This is a genomic window from Pseudomonas helvetica (assembly GCF_039908645.1).
Taxonomy (GTDB): domain Bacteria; phylum Pseudomonadota; class Gammaproteobacteria; order Pseudomonadales; family Pseudomonadaceae; genus Aquipseudomonas; species Aquipseudomonas helvetica.
In genome coordinates, this window is sequence record NZ_CP150917.1 from 6,342,440 (window position 1) to 6,358,686 (window position 16,247).

At 59.2% G+C, this 16,247-nt stretch carries 15 protein-coding genes; 9 read left to right on the forward strand and 6 right to left on the reverse strand.

The window, feature by feature from the left end; translation table 11 throughout:
• Positions 1–186: 186 nt before the first annotated feature.
• Entirely contained in the window at positions 187–1,149 is a 963-nt protein-coding gene (locus AABM55_RS29390; RefSeq protein ID WP_347928439.1) for a LysR family transcriptional regulator, read from the forward strand.
• Here the strand turns inward: AABM55_RS29390 and AABM55_RS29395 are convergent.
• On the reverse strand, positions 1,091–1,300 hold the full coding sequence (locus tag AABM55_RS29395; protein ID WP_347928440.1) for a PA3496 family putative envelope integrity protein: 210 nt from the start codon (positions 1,298–1,300) through the stop codon (positions 1,091–1,093). The genes AABM55_RS29390 and AABM55_RS29395 overlap by 59 nt on opposite strands.
• Before the next feature lie 223 nt (positions 1,301–1,523).
• Positions 1,524–2,390 carry a transcriptional regulator HexR gene (gene hexR / locus AABM55_RS29400; RefSeq protein ID WP_007954250.1) on the reverse strand — a complete coding sequence of 289 codons (867 nt, stop codon included), beginning with the start codon at positions 2,388–2,390 and terminating at the stop codon, positions 1,524–1,526.
• Positions 2,391–2,815: 425 nt separating this feature from the next.
• Between hexR and AABM55_RS29405 the strand changes: the two genes are divergently transcribed.
• A complete protein-coding gene (locus AABM55_RS29405) occupies positions 2,816–3,130 on the forward strand; it encodes a hypothetical protein (protein ID WP_347928442.1) in 315 nt (104 codons plus the stop codon).
• Between the two features lie 84 nt (positions 3,131–3,214).
• Here the strand turns inward: AABM55_RS29405 and AABM55_RS29410 are convergent, their stop codons facing one another.
• Complete coding sequence (locus AABM55_RS29410; protein ID WP_347928444.1) at positions 3,215–6,082, reverse strand: EAL domain-containing protein; 2,868 nt, start codon at positions 6,080–6,082, stop codon at positions 3,215–3,217.
• 261 nt (positions 6,083–6,343) lie between these two features.
• On the opposite strand from AABM55_RS29410, the gene uvrD reads away from it, so the two are divergent.
• From uvrD to AABM55_RS29430, 4 genes are all read left to right on the forward strand, one after another.
• Positions 6,344–8,527, forward strand: a complete 2,184-nt coding sequence (gene uvrD, locus AABM55_RS29415; RefSeq protein ID WP_054594789.1) for a DNA helicase II — start codon at positions 6,344–6,346, stop codon at positions 8,525–8,527.
• A gap of 62 nt (positions 8,528–8,589) precedes the next feature.
• Positions 8,590–9,030, forward strand: coding sequence for an EamA family transporter (locus AABM55_RS29420; RefSeq protein ID WP_071552707.1), 441 nt, complete (start codon positions 8,590–8,592; stop codon positions 9,028–9,030).
• A gap of 178 nt (positions 9,031–9,208) precedes the next feature.
• A complete protein-coding gene (locus AABM55_RS29425) occupies positions 9,209–10,081 on the forward strand; it encodes a Tim44 domain-containing protein (RefSeq protein WP_347928446.1) in 873 nt (290 codons plus the stop codon).
• 271 nt (positions 10,082–10,352) lie between these two features.
• Positions 10,353–10,760 (forward strand): SMI1/KNR4 family protein, encoded by a 408-nt coding sequence (locus AABM55_RS29430; RefSeq protein WP_019694340.1) that lies wholly within the window; start codon positions 10,353–10,355, stop codon positions 10,758–10,760.
• Positions 10,761–10,920: 160 nt separating this feature from the next.
• On the opposite strand, the gene AABM55_RS29435 is transcribed toward AABM55_RS29430, so the two are convergent.
• A complete protein-coding gene (locus AABM55_RS29435) occupies positions 10,921–12,684 on the reverse strand; it encodes a cation:proton antiporter (protein ID WP_347928448.1) in 1,764 nt (587 codons plus the stop codon).
• Positions 12,685–12,943: 259 nt separating this feature from the next.
• On the opposite strand from AABM55_RS29435, the gene AABM55_RS29440 reads away from it, so the two are divergent.
• Positions 12,944–13,426: an acyl-CoA thioesterase gene (locus AABM55_RS29440; RefSeq protein ID WP_019694342.1), complete on the forward strand. Its 483-nt coding sequence runs from the start codon at positions 12,944–12,946 to the stop codon at positions 13,424–13,426.
• A 65-nt stretch (positions 13,427–13,491) separates the two neighbouring features.
• On the opposite strand, the gene pdxY is transcribed toward AABM55_RS29440, so the two are convergent.
• Complete coding sequence (gene pdxY / locus AABM55_RS29445) at positions 13,492–14,364, reverse strand: pyridoxal kinase PdxY (RefSeq protein ID WP_103314818.1); 873 nt, start codon at positions 14,362–14,364, stop codon at positions 13,492–13,494.
• A gap of 115 nt (positions 14,365–14,479) precedes the next feature.
• On the opposite strand from pdxY, the gene AABM55_RS29450 reads away from it, so the two are divergent.
• Positions 14,480–14,878: a DUF3301 domain-containing protein gene (locus AABM55_RS29450; protein ID WP_103314819.1), complete on the forward strand. Its 399-nt coding sequence runs from the start codon at positions 14,480–14,482 to the stop codon at positions 14,876–14,878.
• Between the two features lie 13 nt (positions 14,879–14,891).
• Here the strand turns inward: AABM55_RS29450 and AABM55_RS29455 are convergent, their stop codons facing one another.
• Positions 14,892–15,863, reverse strand: coding sequence for a CobW-like GTP-binding protein (locus AABM55_RS29455; protein ID WP_347928450.1), 972 nt, complete (start codon positions 15,861–15,863; stop codon positions 14,892–14,894).
• A 27-nt stretch (positions 15,864–15,890) separates the two neighbouring features.
• Here AABM55_RS29455 and AABM55_RS29460 point away from each other — a divergent pair, with 27 nt between their 5' ends.
• Positions 15,891–16,247 carry an NADH:ubiquinone oxidoreductase gene (locus tag AABM55_RS29460; RefSeq protein WP_347928452.1) on the forward strand — a complete coding sequence of 119 codons (357 nt, stop codon included), beginning with the start codon at positions 15,891–15,893 and terminating at the stop codon, positions 16,245–16,247.

The window sequence follows — 16,247 nt, forward strand, 5'->3', positions numbered from 1 at the left end:
GAGGTTCCCTTGAGCCGGTTGCTACCCACGACCTTGGACTGGGTCGGCGCGTGACTAAATGTTTCAAGCCAGTCGCACAGTCACACTAGCCCGCTCAAGGGATTAACAAAAATCAATAATAATTGGGTCAGGCATAAGTAAAGACTTATAGTTGAAGAGCCAACCCGCGACCAGAGCGTTTAAATAATGCGTAAGTCCTTGATGCGTATGACATTACGCCAGCTTCAGATCTTCAACGAAGTCTGCGATTTGCGTTCCTACAGCCGTGCAGCTGACGAAATGTCGCTCACACAACCGGCCGTCAGCCTACAGATTCGTCAGCTTGAAGAGCTGATTGGTCAGCCTTTGTTCGATTACGTCGGCAAAAAGCTCTACATGACCGAAGCGGCTGAAGCGTTACAGCGCGCCAGCCGGGACATTTTCGGGCGCCTGGAAAACCTCGATATGCAGCTCTCGGACATGCAAGGTTCATTGCAAGGTCAGCTGAAACTGGCTGTGGAGTCCAGCGCCAAGTACTTCGTACCGCACTTGTTTGCCGCCTTCAAGCGCCAGCACCCGGAAGTGAACCTGCAACTGACGGTGGTCAACCGTGGACAGGTCATCCGACGGCTGTCCGACAACCGTGATGACCTGGTGATCATGTCCATGGTGCCGCAGGATATGGGCCTGGAGTTTTTGCCCTTCCTCAACAACCCGATCGTTGCCGTGGCGCCACCGGATCATCCGCTGTGCCACATGGGGCCCTTGCGCTTGCAGGATCTTGAGCCCTACACATTGCTGCTGCGCGAGCCCGGTTCCGGGACACGGCTGGCGTGCGAGGAGTATTTCAAAGAAAAGCGCGTGCACTTCAACCAGACCCAGGAAGTCTCGTCGGCCGAAGCCCAGCGCGAATGCGTAGTGGCGGGTCTGGGCGTGGCTTTGTTGACGCGCCACGCCCTGAACCTGGAGTTGGCGACCGGCGGACTCAAAGAGCTGCCGGTCGAAGAGCTGCCGTTGTACCGCAGCTGGTGCCTGGTGCAGGCCAAAGCCAAACGCCTGTCACCGGTAGCGCATGCGTTCCTGGGGTTTATCCGCAGTGAACGGGCGCAGATCAGCGCGCTGGTTGAGCGTTTCGACGCGAAGCTGCCGGTTTTGCCTGCCAGTAATTGAGTTCCAGATCCGGGTATTCACCGATCTCGGCGAGAAGCTGGCGGTGCTCGCAACGATCTTCAATCGCGCGGCGAAACGCCATGCGACGCTGGTCTTCTTGCTGACGGCGGGTTTTGACTGCGCTGCTGCGTTCTTCGTAGTGCTGGGCCATTTCGAGTCTCCCAAGGCGAGTACGGGAGTTTCAAGATAGGCGCGGGGGATGACGGTTTGGCGGCACGGGGATTACAGACAGATGAAAATTTGTTCGATTTCTGTGGCGAGGGGGCTTGCCCCCGTTGGGTCGCGAAGCGGCCCCAAAGCTTTTGCGACTGCTGCGCAGCCGAACGGGGGCAAGCCCCCTCGCCACAAAAGATCCTCGTCACACTATCGTCGGATCAATCGTCGAGGGCTTTGACCGACTTGGGCGACAGACGCAGGCTTCGAAGGCTGCGTTTGACGCTCTTGAGGTGGTTGACCAGGCTCGGCCCACGCGCCATGGCCACGCCCATGGCCAGCACGTCGATCACCACCAGGTGTGCGATACGCGAGGTCAGCGGTGTATAGATCTCGGTGTCTTCGTGCACATCGATCGCCAGGTTGACGGTCGACAGCTCGGCCAACGGCGTCTGGCTCGGGCACAACGTGATCAGCGAGGCACCGCTTTCACGCACCAGGTTGGCGGTGATCAACAGGTCCTTGGAGCGGCCGGACTGGGAAATGCAGATCGCCACGTCCGTCGGCTTCAGCGTGACCGCCGACATCGCCTGCATGTGCGGGTCGGAATAGGCCGCAGCCGTCAGCAGCAACCGAAAGAATTTATGCTGGGCATCCGCCGCAACGGCGCCGGACGCCCCAAAACCATAGAACTCGACGCGCTGAGCCTGGGACATGAGCGTCACCGCCCTCTGCAACTCCAACGGATCGAGCTTCTCGCGAACTTCCATCAGGGTGTGCAGGGTGGTGTCGAAAATTTTCAGGCTGTAGTCGGCGACGGAATCGTCTTCGTGAATCGCGAACTGCCCGAAACTCGCCCCTGCTGCCAGGCTTTGCGCCAGTTTCAGCTTCAAGTCCTGGAAACCCGAACAACCGATGGCCCGACAGAAGCGCACGATGGTCGGTTCGCTGATGCCGACGCTGTGGGCAAGATCGGCCATGGAACTGTGCATCACAGCCGCAGGATCAAGCAGCACATGATCGGCGACCTTGAGCTCCGACTTGCGTAACAGATGGCGTGACTGGGCGATGTGCTGCAACAGGTTCAAAGGGCAGGACTCATTGTTATTGGCTGACGCCGGGGATGTAGCAATTTTGTAGTTATACTACAAGAATTCGCTTTTTGCCTGTTCAATCCGTAACTCAATGCCTGTGCTGCCCACGGTTTTGGCCATGCATACCCGATGTAGCTGCCTTCGCACGTTACCCCATCCGCAAGCAGCCGCTGTCGTTTTCAAGCCCCTTGACACGCCTTCATCCCTTATCTCAACTTGAAACGACAACGTCCCCCCTCTGCACTCACTGCCGACACCTGCACTTCGCCCAACTAACAAAGCCAATCCACACCCAACTAACTCTCAACGCATGAACACGCTCACATCTTGAACAACTATGCCACTCCACAAATAAAATACTTCGCGCTAATAATGGCCGGGCAGGAAGCACTTTAATTCTAACTTATGGAATATTAAACATGACCATTAAAAATAGTGGCTGGGTAGCGCAGATCAACCGTATGCCGGGTGACCTTTTTCTCCGCACTTACGGAACCGTGACCGTGGCGCATCCCGGCATTATACCGACATTGGTGCCGAGCCCAATGCAAGACAAGTCCTTCGACCTGAGACTTGATCTGGAACTTAAAGATTCTGGCGACCTTACAACTCAGGTCGAAACAGAAAAAGCCGTCACCTATAAAAACCTGGGCGACTCACATGTCACCGGCGTCAGTATCTTCTTCGAAGGCAAACTTCTTCACCATATTAAAGACGTCATGATCACCCATTAAGATAAAAGACACTTATTACTCCCGGGTCTTTTCCTGCCAGGCTAATCACATTAACTGGCAGGCTTTTTTCGTACGTAAAAAAACTCACTCTGGGCGCTCCCCTCTTAACAAGCTTGCAAGCTTGAACGCCTCCACCGGACGGCTGATCAGGTAGCCCTGCACCTCATCGCAGGACTCAGCCTCAAGGAATGCCAACTGCTCTGCAGTTTCCACGCCTTCTGCTACCACTTTCAGCGAAAGCCCATGCGCCATGGCAATGATTGCCCGGGTGATCGCCGCATCTTCCCCGCCCTCGCCCAACCCACGGATAAACGCCTGATCGATCTTCACGTAGTCCACAGGAATGCGCTTGAGGTAGCTCAGCGACGAATACCCCGTGCCAAAGTCGTCGATCGCCAGTTTCACACCAAGATCACGCAATTGCTGGAAGGTCGCGATGATGTGTTCGACGCTGTCCAGCAATTGGCTTTCCGTCAGCTCCAGTTCGAGGTAGCGCGGCGCCAGGCCGGTTTCTTCAAGCACCTGGCGCACCAGGCTGACCAACTTGCCCTGACGCAGCTGGTGGACCGACAGATTGACCGAAACCCGAATCGGCTCCAGCCCCTGACGCTGCCACTCGCACGCTTGCCAGCAGGCCTGGCGTAGCACGAACTCGCCAATGGCGCCGATCAACCCGACTTCCTCTGCCAACCCGATAAAATCCCCGGGCGGCACCTGACCCATGGTCGGATGATCCCAGCGCACCAACGCTTCGGCGGCGTTCAGCCGGCCAGTCGCGAGGCAGAGTTTCGGTTGGTAAAAAACTTTCAGCTGCTTGTCTTCGATGGCCTTGCGCAGCTGGTTCTCCAGCTGCAAGCGCTCAAGGGTGCTGGCCTGCAGGCTGTCGGTGTAGAACTGGAAGTTGTTCCCGCCCAGATGCTTGGCATGTTGCATGGCCATGTTTGACTGGCTGACCAGCGCGGAAATTTCCCGCGCGTTATCCGGCAACATGCTGATGCCCATTGACGCACTGACCACCAACTCATGGCCTTCAACGGTCAGCGGCAAGCGCAGCTTGGTCGACAATCGGGTGGCGACCCGCGCCAGGCTCGACAGGTTGCCATAAGCGTCGAACAGCACCGCGAACTCGTCGCCGGACAAGCGCGCAATGGTGTCCGCCTCCGGCAGCGCATTGACCAGACGCCGAGCGATTTTCTGCAGCATCTGATCGGCAACTTCATGGCCGAGGCTGTCGTTGAGCAATTTGAAGCGGTCCAGGTTGATGTGCAGCAACGCCAGGCTCCGGCCGCCCTGGCGCACCCGTTGATGGGCTTCATGCAGGCGCTCGCGGAACAATGAGCGGTTGGCCAGGCCGGTCAGTTCGTCGTAGTGGGTCAGGTAGCGCATGCGCTCTTCGGATTCGCGGCGGGCTGACAGATCGGCGAAAAAGCCCACGATATGACTGACATTTCCCCGAGAATCGCGCACCACATTCAGTTGCAGCCATTGCGGATAGAGCTCGCCGTTTTTGCGCGCCTCCACCAACTCGCCCTGCCAACTGCCCTGCTGTTCCAGTGCCTGATGGATCACCGAATAATGCCGCCGCGCGTCGCGACTGCAGGGCAGCTCGACCACATTGCGCCCCAGCAAATCTTCAATCTGATACCCGGTGACCCGACTGAACGCCTGATTGACCGCGATCAAGGCGTAATCCGGATCGAAAATCACAATACCTTCACTGGCGGCTTCAAACACTGTCGCCGCCAGTTGCCGCTGCTCTTCAAGCCCTTTGCTGACGCTGATGTCACGCCGGGTGCCGACCATCCGAATCACCCGTCCGTTGGCACCTCGCTCCACCGCCCGACCGCGGTCTTCGATCCAGACCCAGTGGCCATCGCCGTGGCGCACGCGGTATTCGATCTGATAATCCTCGGTGCGGCCCTTCAAATGCTCGACCAGCGCCCGCCGCAGCGGCGGCAAGTCCTGAGGGTGCAGCCGCGGTTTCAGATGACTGAGCATCGCCGTGACGAATTCCGGCTCAATGCCGAACAACTCCTTGAGCTGGGTGTGATGCACCTCATCGGTTTGCAGGTTCCAGTCCCAGAGACCCAGCTCACTGGCCTTCAACGCCAGCGCCAGCCGCGCTTCGCTCTTGCTCAGGGCCTGGTTGGCGGCGTCCAGTTCGCGGCTCCGCTGGGCGACACGGCTTTCGAGGCCGACCTGAGCTTCACGCAACTCTTCTTCGGCGTAGCGGCGCTGTTCGATTTCCCGCGCCAACTCCTGATTGAGCTGCTCGCTGCGACTTTGCGCCTGCTGCAAGTGCTCGATCAGTGCCTGATTCTGGAAACGCCGCATCAAGCCGTGCTGGATCAGCCGGTTGACCTGCCACGCGACCACACTCAGAGAGCCCAACAGAATCAGCCCGAGCCAGCCCCAGCCTTGCTGCTGTTCATCGCCGCCCCAGAACAAATAACCGATCGCCGGTAACAGACACGGCAAGGTGAACGACAGGAAGGCCGGCAGGCTCACCGCATAGGCGACACTGGCCGAGAGGGTTGCCGCGCCGATCAGGCCGAATACCCAGGCTTGTTGCAGGAAGCTGTCGGTGGGCACCAGGGCAATACCGGCACCGGCCAGCGTCAGGCCGGTCATGGCCGAACCCAGCAGAAACATTCGACGCCAGACTGGCTGCGCCTGACGACTGGGCATCGCCGAGTCGAAGGCTGCGACTTGAATCACCCGCAGCGCCACCAGCGACAGTAACCAGATCAGCCAGATGCTCACCAGGAAGTAGCGCTGCGGGCTCCAGAGCAACCCGGCGCAGACCAGACCATTGATCAACATGAACAGCGTGGGCAGCAACGAGCCCTGATACAGCAGACGCGTGCGCTCGACCGCCATCTCCATGGCGTACTGTTTGCGGATAACCCGCGGTTCCACAGAAGGGCCCGACAGGCTGGGGCTGAGGGTCATAGGCAATATTCTTGTTCTTATAAGGGTGAGCGTGATGAGCCCGAAATGTCGACGGAGCATACACAAGCAATGGCCCGGACCAAACTGCTCCAAATCATAAAACCGACAAAACAAATGGCCCGTTGCCAGCGTTCAAAACCACAGAAGCGCGGCCCATCAGGGCTTGCGACGAATGACTGACCGGTCGTCCCCTACGCTTCTTTCATCGGTTAATGCAAAGCTCGGTTTGCCCGGTGTGGCGTGGCGCCCTAGAATGCCCTGATGCGCGATGATCTCTCCCTTCTGCTGAACTCCCTCAACGATGCCCAACGTCAGGCCGTAGCTGCCTCCGTGGGTCGTCAGTTGGTCCTGGCCGGTGCTGGTTCCGGTAAAACCCGTGTGCTGGTGCACCGTATCGCCTGGTTGATCCAGGTCGAGAACGCCTCGCCACACTCGATCCTGTCGGTGACGTTCACCAACAAGGCCGCTGCCGAGATGCGCCATCGCATCGAGCAGCTGATGGGTATCAACCCGGCCGGCATGTGGGTCGGCACCTTCCACGGCCTGGCGCACCGCTTGCTGCGGGCGCACTGGCAGGAAGCCGGCCTGAGCCAGACTTTCCAGATCCTCGACAGCGATGACCAGCAACGTCTGGTCAAGCGGGTGATCCGCGAACTGGGACTCGACGAGCAACGCTGGCCGGCCCGTCAGGCCCAGTGGTTCATCAACGGGCAGAAAGACGAAGGTCTGCGCCCGCAACATATTCAAGCCAGTGGCGATCTGTTCCTGGCCACCATGCGCAGCATCTATGAAGCCTATGAGGCCGCGTGCTTGCGCGCGGGCGTCATCGACTTCTCCGAACTGCTGCTGCGCGCCCTCGACCTGTGGCGCGATCATCCGGGCCTGCTGGCGCATTATCAGAAGCGCTTCCGTCATGTGCTGGTGGACGAATTCCAGGACACCAACGCCGTGCAGTACGCCTGGTTACGTCTGCTGGCCAAGGGCGGCGACAGCCTGATGGTGGTTGGCGACGACGATCAGTCGATCTACGGCTGGCGCGGCGCGAAAATCGAGAACATTCACCAGTATTCGGCCGACTTCCCGGACGCGGAAGTCATTCGACTGGAACAGAACTACCGCTCCACCGCCGGGATCCTCAAGGCTGCCAACGCCTTGATCGCCAACAACACCGGGCGCCTGGGCAAAGAGCTGTGGACCGACGGCGGCGAAGGCGAAGCGATCAACCTGTACGCCGCGTTCAACGAACATGACGAAGCACGCTACGTGGTGGAAACCATCGAAAGCGCGCTGAAAACCGGCATGGCACGTAGCGATATCGCGATTTTGTACCGCTCCAACGCCCAATCGCGGGTTTTGGAAGAAGCGCTACTGCGCGAACGCATTCCGTACCGCATCTATGGCGGCCAGCGCTTCTTCGAGCGGGCTGAAATCAAGAACGCCATGGCTTACCTGCGGTTGCTCGAAGGTCGCGGCAACGATGCGGCGCTGGAACGGGTGATCAACGTTCCGGCCCGTGGCATCGGTGAAAAAACCGTCGAAGCGATCCGCGATCACGCTCGTCACAGCGATGTGTCGATGTGGGAAGCCATGCGTCAACTGGTGGCCAATAAAGGCCTCACCGGTCGTGCAGCCGGCGCCCTGGGTGCGTTCATCGAGTTGATCGAGCACCTGGCGACCACCACCGCCGAAATGCCGCTGCACCTGATGACTCAGACCGTCATTGAGCAGTCCGGCCTGATCGCCTATCACCAAGCGGAAAAAGGCGAGAAAGGTCAGGCGCGGGTAGAAAACCTTGAGGAACTGGTCAGCGCGGCGCGCAACTTTGAAAGCGCCGAAGAAGACGAAGACCTGACGCCGCTGGCCGCGTTCCTCGGCCACGCTTCGCTGGAGGCCGGCGACACCCAGGCCGACGAGCACGAAGACAGCATTCAGTTGATGACCTTGCACAGCGCCAAAGGCCTGGAATTCCCTTACGTGTTCCTGGTGGGCATGGAAGAAGGCCTGTTCCCGCACAAGATGAGCCTGGAAGAGCCCGGCCGCCTTGAAGAGGAACGCCGCCTGGCCTACGTCGGCATTACCCGGGCCATGCAAAACCTGGTGATGACCTACGCCGAAACCCGACGCCTGTACGGCAGCGAAACCTACAACAAGGTTTCACGCTTCGTACGCGAAGTGCCTAAAGGCCTGATTCAGGAAGTGCGGCTGTCCAACAGCGTCAGCCGTCCATTCGGTGGCGGCCAGAAGCAAAGTTCGAGCAGCATGTTCGCTGGCACGGAAATCCCGGAAACCGCGTTCAGCCTCGGTCAGCAAGTGCAACACGCGGTCTTCGGCGAAGGGGTGATCCTCAACTTCGAAGGCGCCGGCGCGCAGGCCCGGGTGCAAGTGAACTTCAGTGAAGGCAGCAAGTGGCTGATGCTCGGCTACGCCAAGCTCGAAGCCATCTAACGGCTATCTGCTTGATCGTTCCCACGCTCCTGCGTGGGAACGATAAACGGTGAGGATCACACATGGGCTCGGGCTTCTTTTCTTCCTGGACATTCTGGGCCCTGCTGTCGGCGGCTTTCGCTGCGCTGACGGCGATTTTCGCCAAGGTCGGCATCGAAAACGTCAATTCCGACTTCGCCACGCTGCTGCGCACGATCGTGGTACTGGTCAGCCTGGCCTTGATTTTGTACGCAACGGGCCAATATCAGTCACTGGGATCGATATCCGCCAAGAGCTACCTGTTCCTGCTGCTGTCCGGCCTGGCAACCGGTGCCTCGTGGATTTGCTACTTTCGTGCGCTGAAACTCGGGCCAGCCTCGCTGGTAGCACCCGTCGACAAACTCAGTGTGGTGCTGGTCGCCGTGTTGGGCGTAGTGTTGTTGGGTGAGCGGCTCGACCTGCGTCAATGGGGCGGAATCGGTCTGATCACGGCGGGTGTGGTGATGTTGGCATTGCGACGTTAAACAACGCTCCTGCTCTATCTATCCACTTGTCCTACAGACAAATGTACAAGCGCCTCCTTGTATCGACGGAGCTGAACGCAGCCTGTCAGGCAAAAGCCCGAAACACTCTGCCGCTAGCCAGTGTCACTTCACCTGTGCAACATGGCGCGCGTGCCATCCACAAATGGGAATTCCCTTTATGAAACGTTTTCTTAGCATCGCCCTGGCGCTGTGCATCGGCCTGACGATGAGCCTCGACGCCAACGCCAAGCGCTTCGGTGGCGGCAAAAGCGTAGGCGCTGCGCCTACCCACCAGACCAGCCAAATGGCGCCGTCCTCGCCTGGCATGGGTCCTGCTGCCGCGACCGCCGGTGCTGCGGGTGCCGCAGGCGCTGCCGCCAAAGCTGGCGGTGCTTCGCGCTGGCTCGGCCCTCTGGCCGGTATCGCTGCCGGCGGCCTGCTGGCCTCCATGTTCATGGGCGGCGGCTTCCAGGGCATGCAGATTTTCGACATCCTGATCATGGCAATCATTGCGTTCGTGATCTTTCGCTTCATCGCCGCTCGTCGCCGCAAGCAACAAGAGCATATGGCCCCTGCGGGCGCGCCAATGCAGCGTGAAGTGTACGAACAGAAGCCGGCCATGGGTTCGATCTTCGGCGGTTCGGCTGCCCCTGCTGCCGCTCGTCCGGTGATCAACGCTCCGGCCTGGTTCAACGAAGAGCGCTTCGTTGAAGCCGCACGCAACCACTTCCAGTCCCTGCAACAGCACTGGGACGCCAATGAAATGGACAAGATCGCCGAGTTCGTGACCCCGCAAATGCTGGAGTTCCTCAAACGCGAACGCGCCGATCTGGGTGACGGCTTCCAGTCCACCTATATCGACAACCTCCACGTTCAACTGGACGGCGTGGATGATCGTGCAGACAAGACCATCGCCACCCTGACCTTTACGGGCGTGTCGAAAACCTCGCGCTTCGACCAGGGCGAAGTGTTCAGCGAAAGTTGGAACATGGAACGTCCGCAAGGCGAAAACCAGCCTTGGCTGGTGGCTGGTATTCGTCAGAACGGCTAATAGCCCACGGTTCTGTTTGGAAGATGCCGAGCTAAGATCAGACAAGGCAAAAACAGGTGAGGAAGCGGAGTTGACGTTAGTCAATGAGCATTCCGAGCCTGTTTTTAACGCCGGATGATCGACGCGCAGGCGTGTTCCAGACAGAACCGAGCATGCTGTAATGAAAACCCCGGACTCGTCCGGGGTTTTCTATTTCGCAGTTGCATCTATAGCGAGCTACTGTATAAACCGCCCCAACTAAACCGCGCCATTGAGCAAGAGGATCCCGGACGTGGAAGAAATCATCGAACAACTGCGAGAAGCCAACGAACCGGTACCGGTGCCCTTGGAGCTGCCTGACGAAGACCTGCTGGTGGAAATCGAAGAACAACTGTTCATCGATATCCCGTTCGTCTTCAGAGAATTCCTGCTGACCGTCAGCGACGTCGTGTACGGCAGCCTGGAGCCGGTGACTGTCACTGACCCGCAATCGCACACCTACCTGCCGGACGTTGCCGCCAACGCCTGGGATGCCGGTGTTGATCGCAGCATGATTCCGATCTGCCAGGACGGTGACAACTACTACCTGGTCGAAGAAGACGGCACCGTGGTGCTGTGGCTGGCCGAAGAAGAGCTGTTGGCCGAAGAAACCTGGGAATCGGTGTGGCACTGGGCGCGGGACGTCTGGCTGGAAAGCTGATCTGCCTTGGTCTGTAGCAGCTGGCGTAGCCTGCGTCCGGCTGCGTAGCAGTCGTAAAATCAGGCAAAGAGGTGTTTCAGGTTAACCGAGCGGTAGGGTTTACGGTCGCTGCGCAACCGAACGCAGGCTACGCCAGCTGCTACGGCTCATTAACCAGTCCTCAATGCCCGGACGAGTCCTTGTGGTTGTCCAGGGTTTCCAGCAGGGCGACCTGCATCCGCGTGTGCACGCGGATGAACCAGCGCCAGAGCAGGGCCGCCACCGCGGCGGTCACGACGGCAATCAGCACCAGCAACTTGTTGGTCGGCAAGATACTGGCCGACAAGGCTGCCAGCAGCAGGAAAATCACCAGCAGCGAGAGTATCGGGATCACTTCGGCGATCACCCGACGCACTCGCTGCGTGTGGCGGCCCGCCATCTCCGGTTTCACGCCCATTTCCGCCAGCAACATCGAGAGCGCCTTCAGCTTGCGATAGGCGGCAATCAGGAATGGCAGCGACAGCAACAACGCCCCGCCCCAGATCAACGCCTTCTGCCAGCTCGGATCATTGATCCAGGCATGCAGATAGCTGGAAATCCGCTCGGCAAAAAAACTGCCCGAGAAGAAGATTGCCATCACCAGCGCCAGATTGACCCCGACCTGCAACAAAATCCGCCGAATCATCGACGCCAGCTGCGCACCCTCGCCCTGCGGTTGAATGCTGCGCAGCCACTCCCCATACATCCCCAACACACGGCCCAAACGTTGCGGGATAACTGCAGCCAGCTTTAACGAAAGCGGATCGGCGGCACGGATCAGGTACGGCGTCAGTAAGGTGGTGATGGCCGAAACAGCGACCGCCACCGGATAAAGGAAATCGCTGGTGACCTGCAAGGTCATGCCCAGCGCCGCGATGATGAAAGAGAACTCGCCAATCTGCGACAGACCCATGCCGACTCGCAGCGAGGTGCGTCCGTCATTGCCGGCGATAAACGCCCCAAGGCCGCAAGAGAGCATCTTGCCGAGCACCACTGCGACGGTGATTACCGCAATGGGCCAGGCGTACTGAAGAAGAATCTGCGGATCGATCATCAGACCGATCGCAACGAAAAAGATGGCGCTAAACATGTCGCGAACAGGCTCGATCAGGCGTTCAATTTTCACCAGTTGCCGAGACTCGGCCATGATCGCGCCAATCAGAAACGCCCCGAGCACCATGCTGTATTCAAGCTTGACCACCAGCAGGCAAAAGCCAAAACACAGGCCAAGCACGGTGATCAGCAGCATTTCGTTGCTGTCGAACTTCGCCACATAAGCCAGCAAGCGCGGCACCAGCAGGATCCCGACCACCAGTGCGACGATCATGAACAAAGAGAGTTTGCCGACCGTGGAAAACACCTCGCCGGAGCTCACGGTGCCGCTGACGGCGATACTCGAGAGCAAGGCAATAATGCCGATGCCGAGGATGTCTTCGACGATCAGCACACCAAAGATCAGCTGGGCAAAGCGCTGGTTCTTCATCTTCAGGTCGTTGAGGGCCTTGACGATGATGGTGGTCGAGGAAATCGCCAGGATCGCGCCAAGAAACAGCGAGTCCATGGTGCTCCAGTCAAACCAGCGGCCGATTTCGTAACCGATCCAGATCATCAGCACGATTTCCAGGAACGCCGCGATAAACGCCGTGGCACCGACCTTGAACAGCTTGCGCAGGCTGAACTCCAGGCCCAGGCAGAACATCAGGAAAATCACCCCGAGTTCGGCGAGGGTCTTGATGGTTTGCTCGTCGTGGATCAACCCGAATGGCGGGGTGTGCGGGCCGATGATGAAACCGGCCACGATATAGCCCAGGACAACCGGCTGTTTGAGCCGATGAAAAACAATGGTCACCACACCCGCAACCAGCATGATCACTGCCAGGTCCTGAATAAAACTGATGGCATGCATGGCGAGGGCTCCTTGGCGCGTGGGTGTGCTGACGTCGTTGGGCGATTACCAGATCGGATGAAAGGGCCCTTGAGGTGGGCTTTTGAAGGGTAACACCGCGACTTCGGGCGCAAAGGCGGTGCAATATATAGAAACAGATCGATTCGGGCGTGACGGCCTTCATTGGCGTGGCGTCCCGTTAACGGTGGTTTTGAAAAACCAGCCAGGCACCCACAGAGGTGCTCCCGCAATCCCAGCCTTGAACCGTGAGTAGTGTGCTATGGAACCCGGAAACGCCCAGCTGTCGATGACGGTATTGATGACCCCCGACATGGCCAACTTCTCTGGCAATGTCCACGGCGGCACCCTGCTCAAATACCTCGACGAAGTCGCCTACGCCTGCGCCAGCCGTTATGCCGGGCGCTACGTGGTAACCCTGTCGGTGGATCAGGTGATCTTTCGCGAGCCGATCCATGTCGGTGAGCTGGTGACCTTTCTGGCTTCGGTCAACTACACCGGCAATACCTCGATGGAGGTCGGCATCAAGGTGGTGACCGAGAACATCCGCGAGCGCTCGGTGCGTCACACCAATAGCTGCTTCTTCACCATGGTTGCGGTCGACGATCAGCGTAAGCCGGCGGCTGTCCCGCCGTTGCAACCGCAGAACAGCGAAGATAAACGCCGATACGCCCAAGCCAAACAGCGTCGGCAGATTCGTCAGGAACTGGATCAGCGTTATCGCGAAATCAAGGCTGACGCCTGACACCGCGCCGATCGCAGCCTCTGTAGAAACTACCGCAGGCTGCGATCTTTTCCGCCGTGACGCCGTTACAAACTGATCGCCGTCGCCTCGAACTTCACCCGAGGATGGGCAATGCGGTCCTGGGCCCGCACCAGTTCCAGCTCGTAGCTCGCGCTGGCCTGGGTTTCCAGCAGCACTTCATGCACTGCGGACGCCGCAAACTCAAAGGCCGCGACCAGGCTGTCACCCAACAACACCCGCGCCAGGAACAGGCCCGACGTCAGGTCGCCCACGCCCACCGGCTGACGTGGAAACGCCAGCAATGGACGACGCAGATGCCAACTGCCTTCGGCCGTCACCAGCAACATCTCGAAGCTCTCCGGCAACTTGCCGGGATAGTCCAGATGCTTGACCAGCACCGCCTTCGGGCCACGCGCCAGCAGCGCGCGAGCCATCGCCAGGCAATCGAACAATGACTGCGGCTTGCGACCGGAGAAACTGTCCAGCTCCAACTGATTCGGGCACATGAAGTCCGCCACCGCCGCCGCTTCATCCAGCAGGAAGTCGCTGACTTCAGCCGGTACGATGCAACCTTTCTCCGCATGCCCCATCACCGGGTCGCACAGGTACAAGGCGCTGGGGTTGATCGCCTTGATTCGTGCAACGCCGCTAAGGATCGCCCGTCCTTGAGCGGCACTGCCCAGATAACCGGACAGCACGGCGTCGCAGTTGCCCAGCTCGCCAATCGCCGCAATCCCTTCTACCAGATCGGGAATCTGCTGCGGCGCCAGCACTTCACCGGCCCACTGTCCGTATTGAGTGTGGTTGGAAAACTGCACGGTATTCAGCGGCCAGACGTTCACCCCGACCCGCTGCATCGGGAAAACCGCGGCGCTGTTGCCGGCGTGACCGAAAACCACGTGGGACTGGATGGCGAGCAGATGAGGAGTACGTTTCATGCGGGATATCCGTAAACCGATTGAAATTCGAGCCGCGCAGTATGCGACTAATCGCGGCCTGTACGACAGACCAGAGACACAGTTAAGCTGATACTAATTCGTTGGAGCGCTGTTCATGCTGACCCTTGGAAATATCTTCGTGCTGATGCTGCTGGCGACCGGTGCCGCCTGGCTGTGGCACAACCATGGCTTGCGCGAGCGGGCCCTGGAACGGGTCAAGCGGCATTGCGCCAAGCTCGACATCGAATTGCTCGACGGCAATGTGGCGTTGAAAAAAATCGGCTTCGTGAAGGACGCCAACGGGCGGCGACGCCTGGCCCGCGTGTATAACTTTGAGTTCACCGTGACCGGCGAAACGCGTCACATGGGCACCATTACCCAATTCGGTGCCCATAGCGCGCAAATCGAATTGGCACCCTACCCGGTCCCGCTCGAGGAAAAACCTGTGCTGCCCAGCGCCGAGGTGATCGAGCTGAGTCAATGGCGCCAGGACCACAACAAGTTGCGCCACTGAGCCCTGAACCGCGTTAAGTCAGGTTCACCCGGCAACTCGCAAGCTTCCCCTGTAGTGATTCGGCATCCTGCGGCTTATCGAAAATCAGCTCGATGCGCGAGTCCTGACGCCATTCACTGGGTTGCCAGCGCAGCGCGGCGTTATCCAGCGAATTGGCCGACACCCAACCCTCGGCGCTGTGGATAACCAGCTTGGCCCGGCGCCAGTCCAACGCCGCCAGGCAAGCCTGGACCCGGGAAAGTTCGAACGACTGACTCGGGTGCCAACGCCAACCAATGCTCCAGCCACCTTCCTGCTGCTGGCTCAGGCTAATCGGCTGCGTCGAATCAGGCCAGACTGCCGGCATCTGCGCCAGACCTTTAGGCACTTTGAAGTTATCCACACCCTCGACCGCTCGACTGTGCACGCCCGGCAAGTCAGCCAATGCCAGAGCGCCCTGCTGCGTCCAATACAGCGGGCATTCCGGTAACTGCACGGTGATGCGCTGGCGATCTTCATCGTTCAGGTGCTCGGCCTTGTTCAACAGCAACAGACCCGCGCTCGCTAGCGCTTGCTGCTGCGCCTCTGGCAGTGGTTTTCCGGCAGCCAGAGCTTGAGCGTCGAGCACCAGAACGCTCGGTTGAATCGCCAGTACGCCCTGCCACGGCGCTTCACTTAATTGCTTGAGCAATTGCGCCGGATGTCCCAGCCCCGAGGGTTCGATAAACAAGCGGTCCGGCCGTGACTTGCGCAGCAACCGCCCGAGGCCAATCTGAAACGGCGCACCATTCACGCAACACAAACAGCCGCCAGCCACTTCTCCCAGTGCGATACCATCGGCGCCCGTGGTCAGCAACGCGGCGTCGAGACCGATCTGACCAAACTCGTTGATCAGCACCGCCCAGCGCTCGTTCGCCGGCCGCTGCGTCAGCAGATGCTTGATCAGGCTGGTCTTGCCGGCGCCTAACGGTCCGGCGATGACGTGAGTAGGAATGTTCTGCAACATGTTCGGCGGCTTCTAGGGAGGAAAAGGATGCGACTGATCGGCTTGTCGTTGCTGTTGGCCCTCGCTTCGGGCGAGGCGTTGGCCCAGGCCTGCGTGGTTCACAGCCAGGCGGAGCGGCTCGACGTCAAAGTCTGTCAGCAGAACCGCAATATCCCGGAAAAAATGTTCCATGACGGTTTCTGTCAACCAAACCTCGCGGGGCAGAAGATCGACGTCGCATTCCTCGACCAATGCCCCAGCGGCGCCTTTGGTGTGTGCAGCAACGCTCAAGTTGCCAATATGCCTTACCGACAGGATATTCACTATTACGGCGTAGCCACAGACGCCGCGTACCTCAAGCCGTATTGCGAAAGCCAAAGCCAGGGCGCTTGGCTCACGCCTTGA

Bases quoted from the DNA above. Each gene is read 5' to 3' on its own strand.
- AABM55_RS29390 (WP_347928439.1), top strand. From the start codon at position 187: ATGCGTAAGTCCTTGATGCGTATGACATTACGCCAGCTTCAGATCTTC.
- AABM55_RS29395 (WP_347928440.1), bottom strand. From the start codon at position 1,300: ATGGCCCAGCACTACGAAGAACGCAGCAGCGCAGTCAAAACCCGCCGT.
- AABM55_RS29405 (WP_347928442.1), top strand. From the start codon at position 2,816: ATGACCATTAAAAATAGTGGCTGGGTAGCGCAGATCAACCGTATGCCG.
- AABM55_RS29410 (WP_347928444.1), bottom strand. From the start codon at position 6,082: ATGACCCTCAGCCCCAGCCTGTCGGGCCCTTCTGTGGAACCGCGGGTT.
- uvrD (WP_054594789.1), top strand. From the start codon at position 6,344: ATGCGCGATGATCTCTCCCTTCTGCTGAACTCCCTCAACGATGCCCAA.
- AABM55_RS29420 (WP_071552707.1), top strand. From the start codon at position 8,590: ATGGGCTCGGGCTTCTTTTCTTCCTGGACATTCTGGGCCCTGCTGTCG.
- AABM55_RS29425 (WP_347928446.1), top strand. From the start codon at position 9,209: ATGAAACGTTTTCTTAGCATCGCCCTGGCGCTGTGCATCGGCCTGACG.
- AABM55_RS29435 (WP_347928448.1), bottom strand. From the start codon at position 12,684: ATGCATGCCATCAGTTTTATTCAGGACCTGGCAGTGATCATGCTGGTT.
- AABM55_RS29440 (WP_019694342.1), top strand. From the start codon at position 12,944: ATGGAACCCGGAAACGCCCAGCTGTCGATGACGGTATTGATGACCCCC.
- pdxY (WP_103314818.1), bottom strand. From the start codon at position 14,364: ATGAAACGTACTCCTCATCTGCTCGCCATCCAGTCCCACGTGGTTTTC.
- AABM55_RS29450 (WP_103314819.1), top strand. From the start codon at position 14,480: ATGCTGACCCTTGGAAATATCTTCGTGCTGATGCTGCTGGCGACCGGT.
- AABM55_RS29455 (WP_347928450.1), bottom strand. From the start codon at position 15,863: ATGTTGCAGAACATTCCTACTCACGTCATCGCCGGACCGTTAGGCGCC.
- AABM55_RS29460 (WP_347928452.1), top strand. From the start codon at position 15,891: ATGCGACTGATCGGCTTGTCGTTGCTGTTGGCCCTCGCTTCGGGCGAG.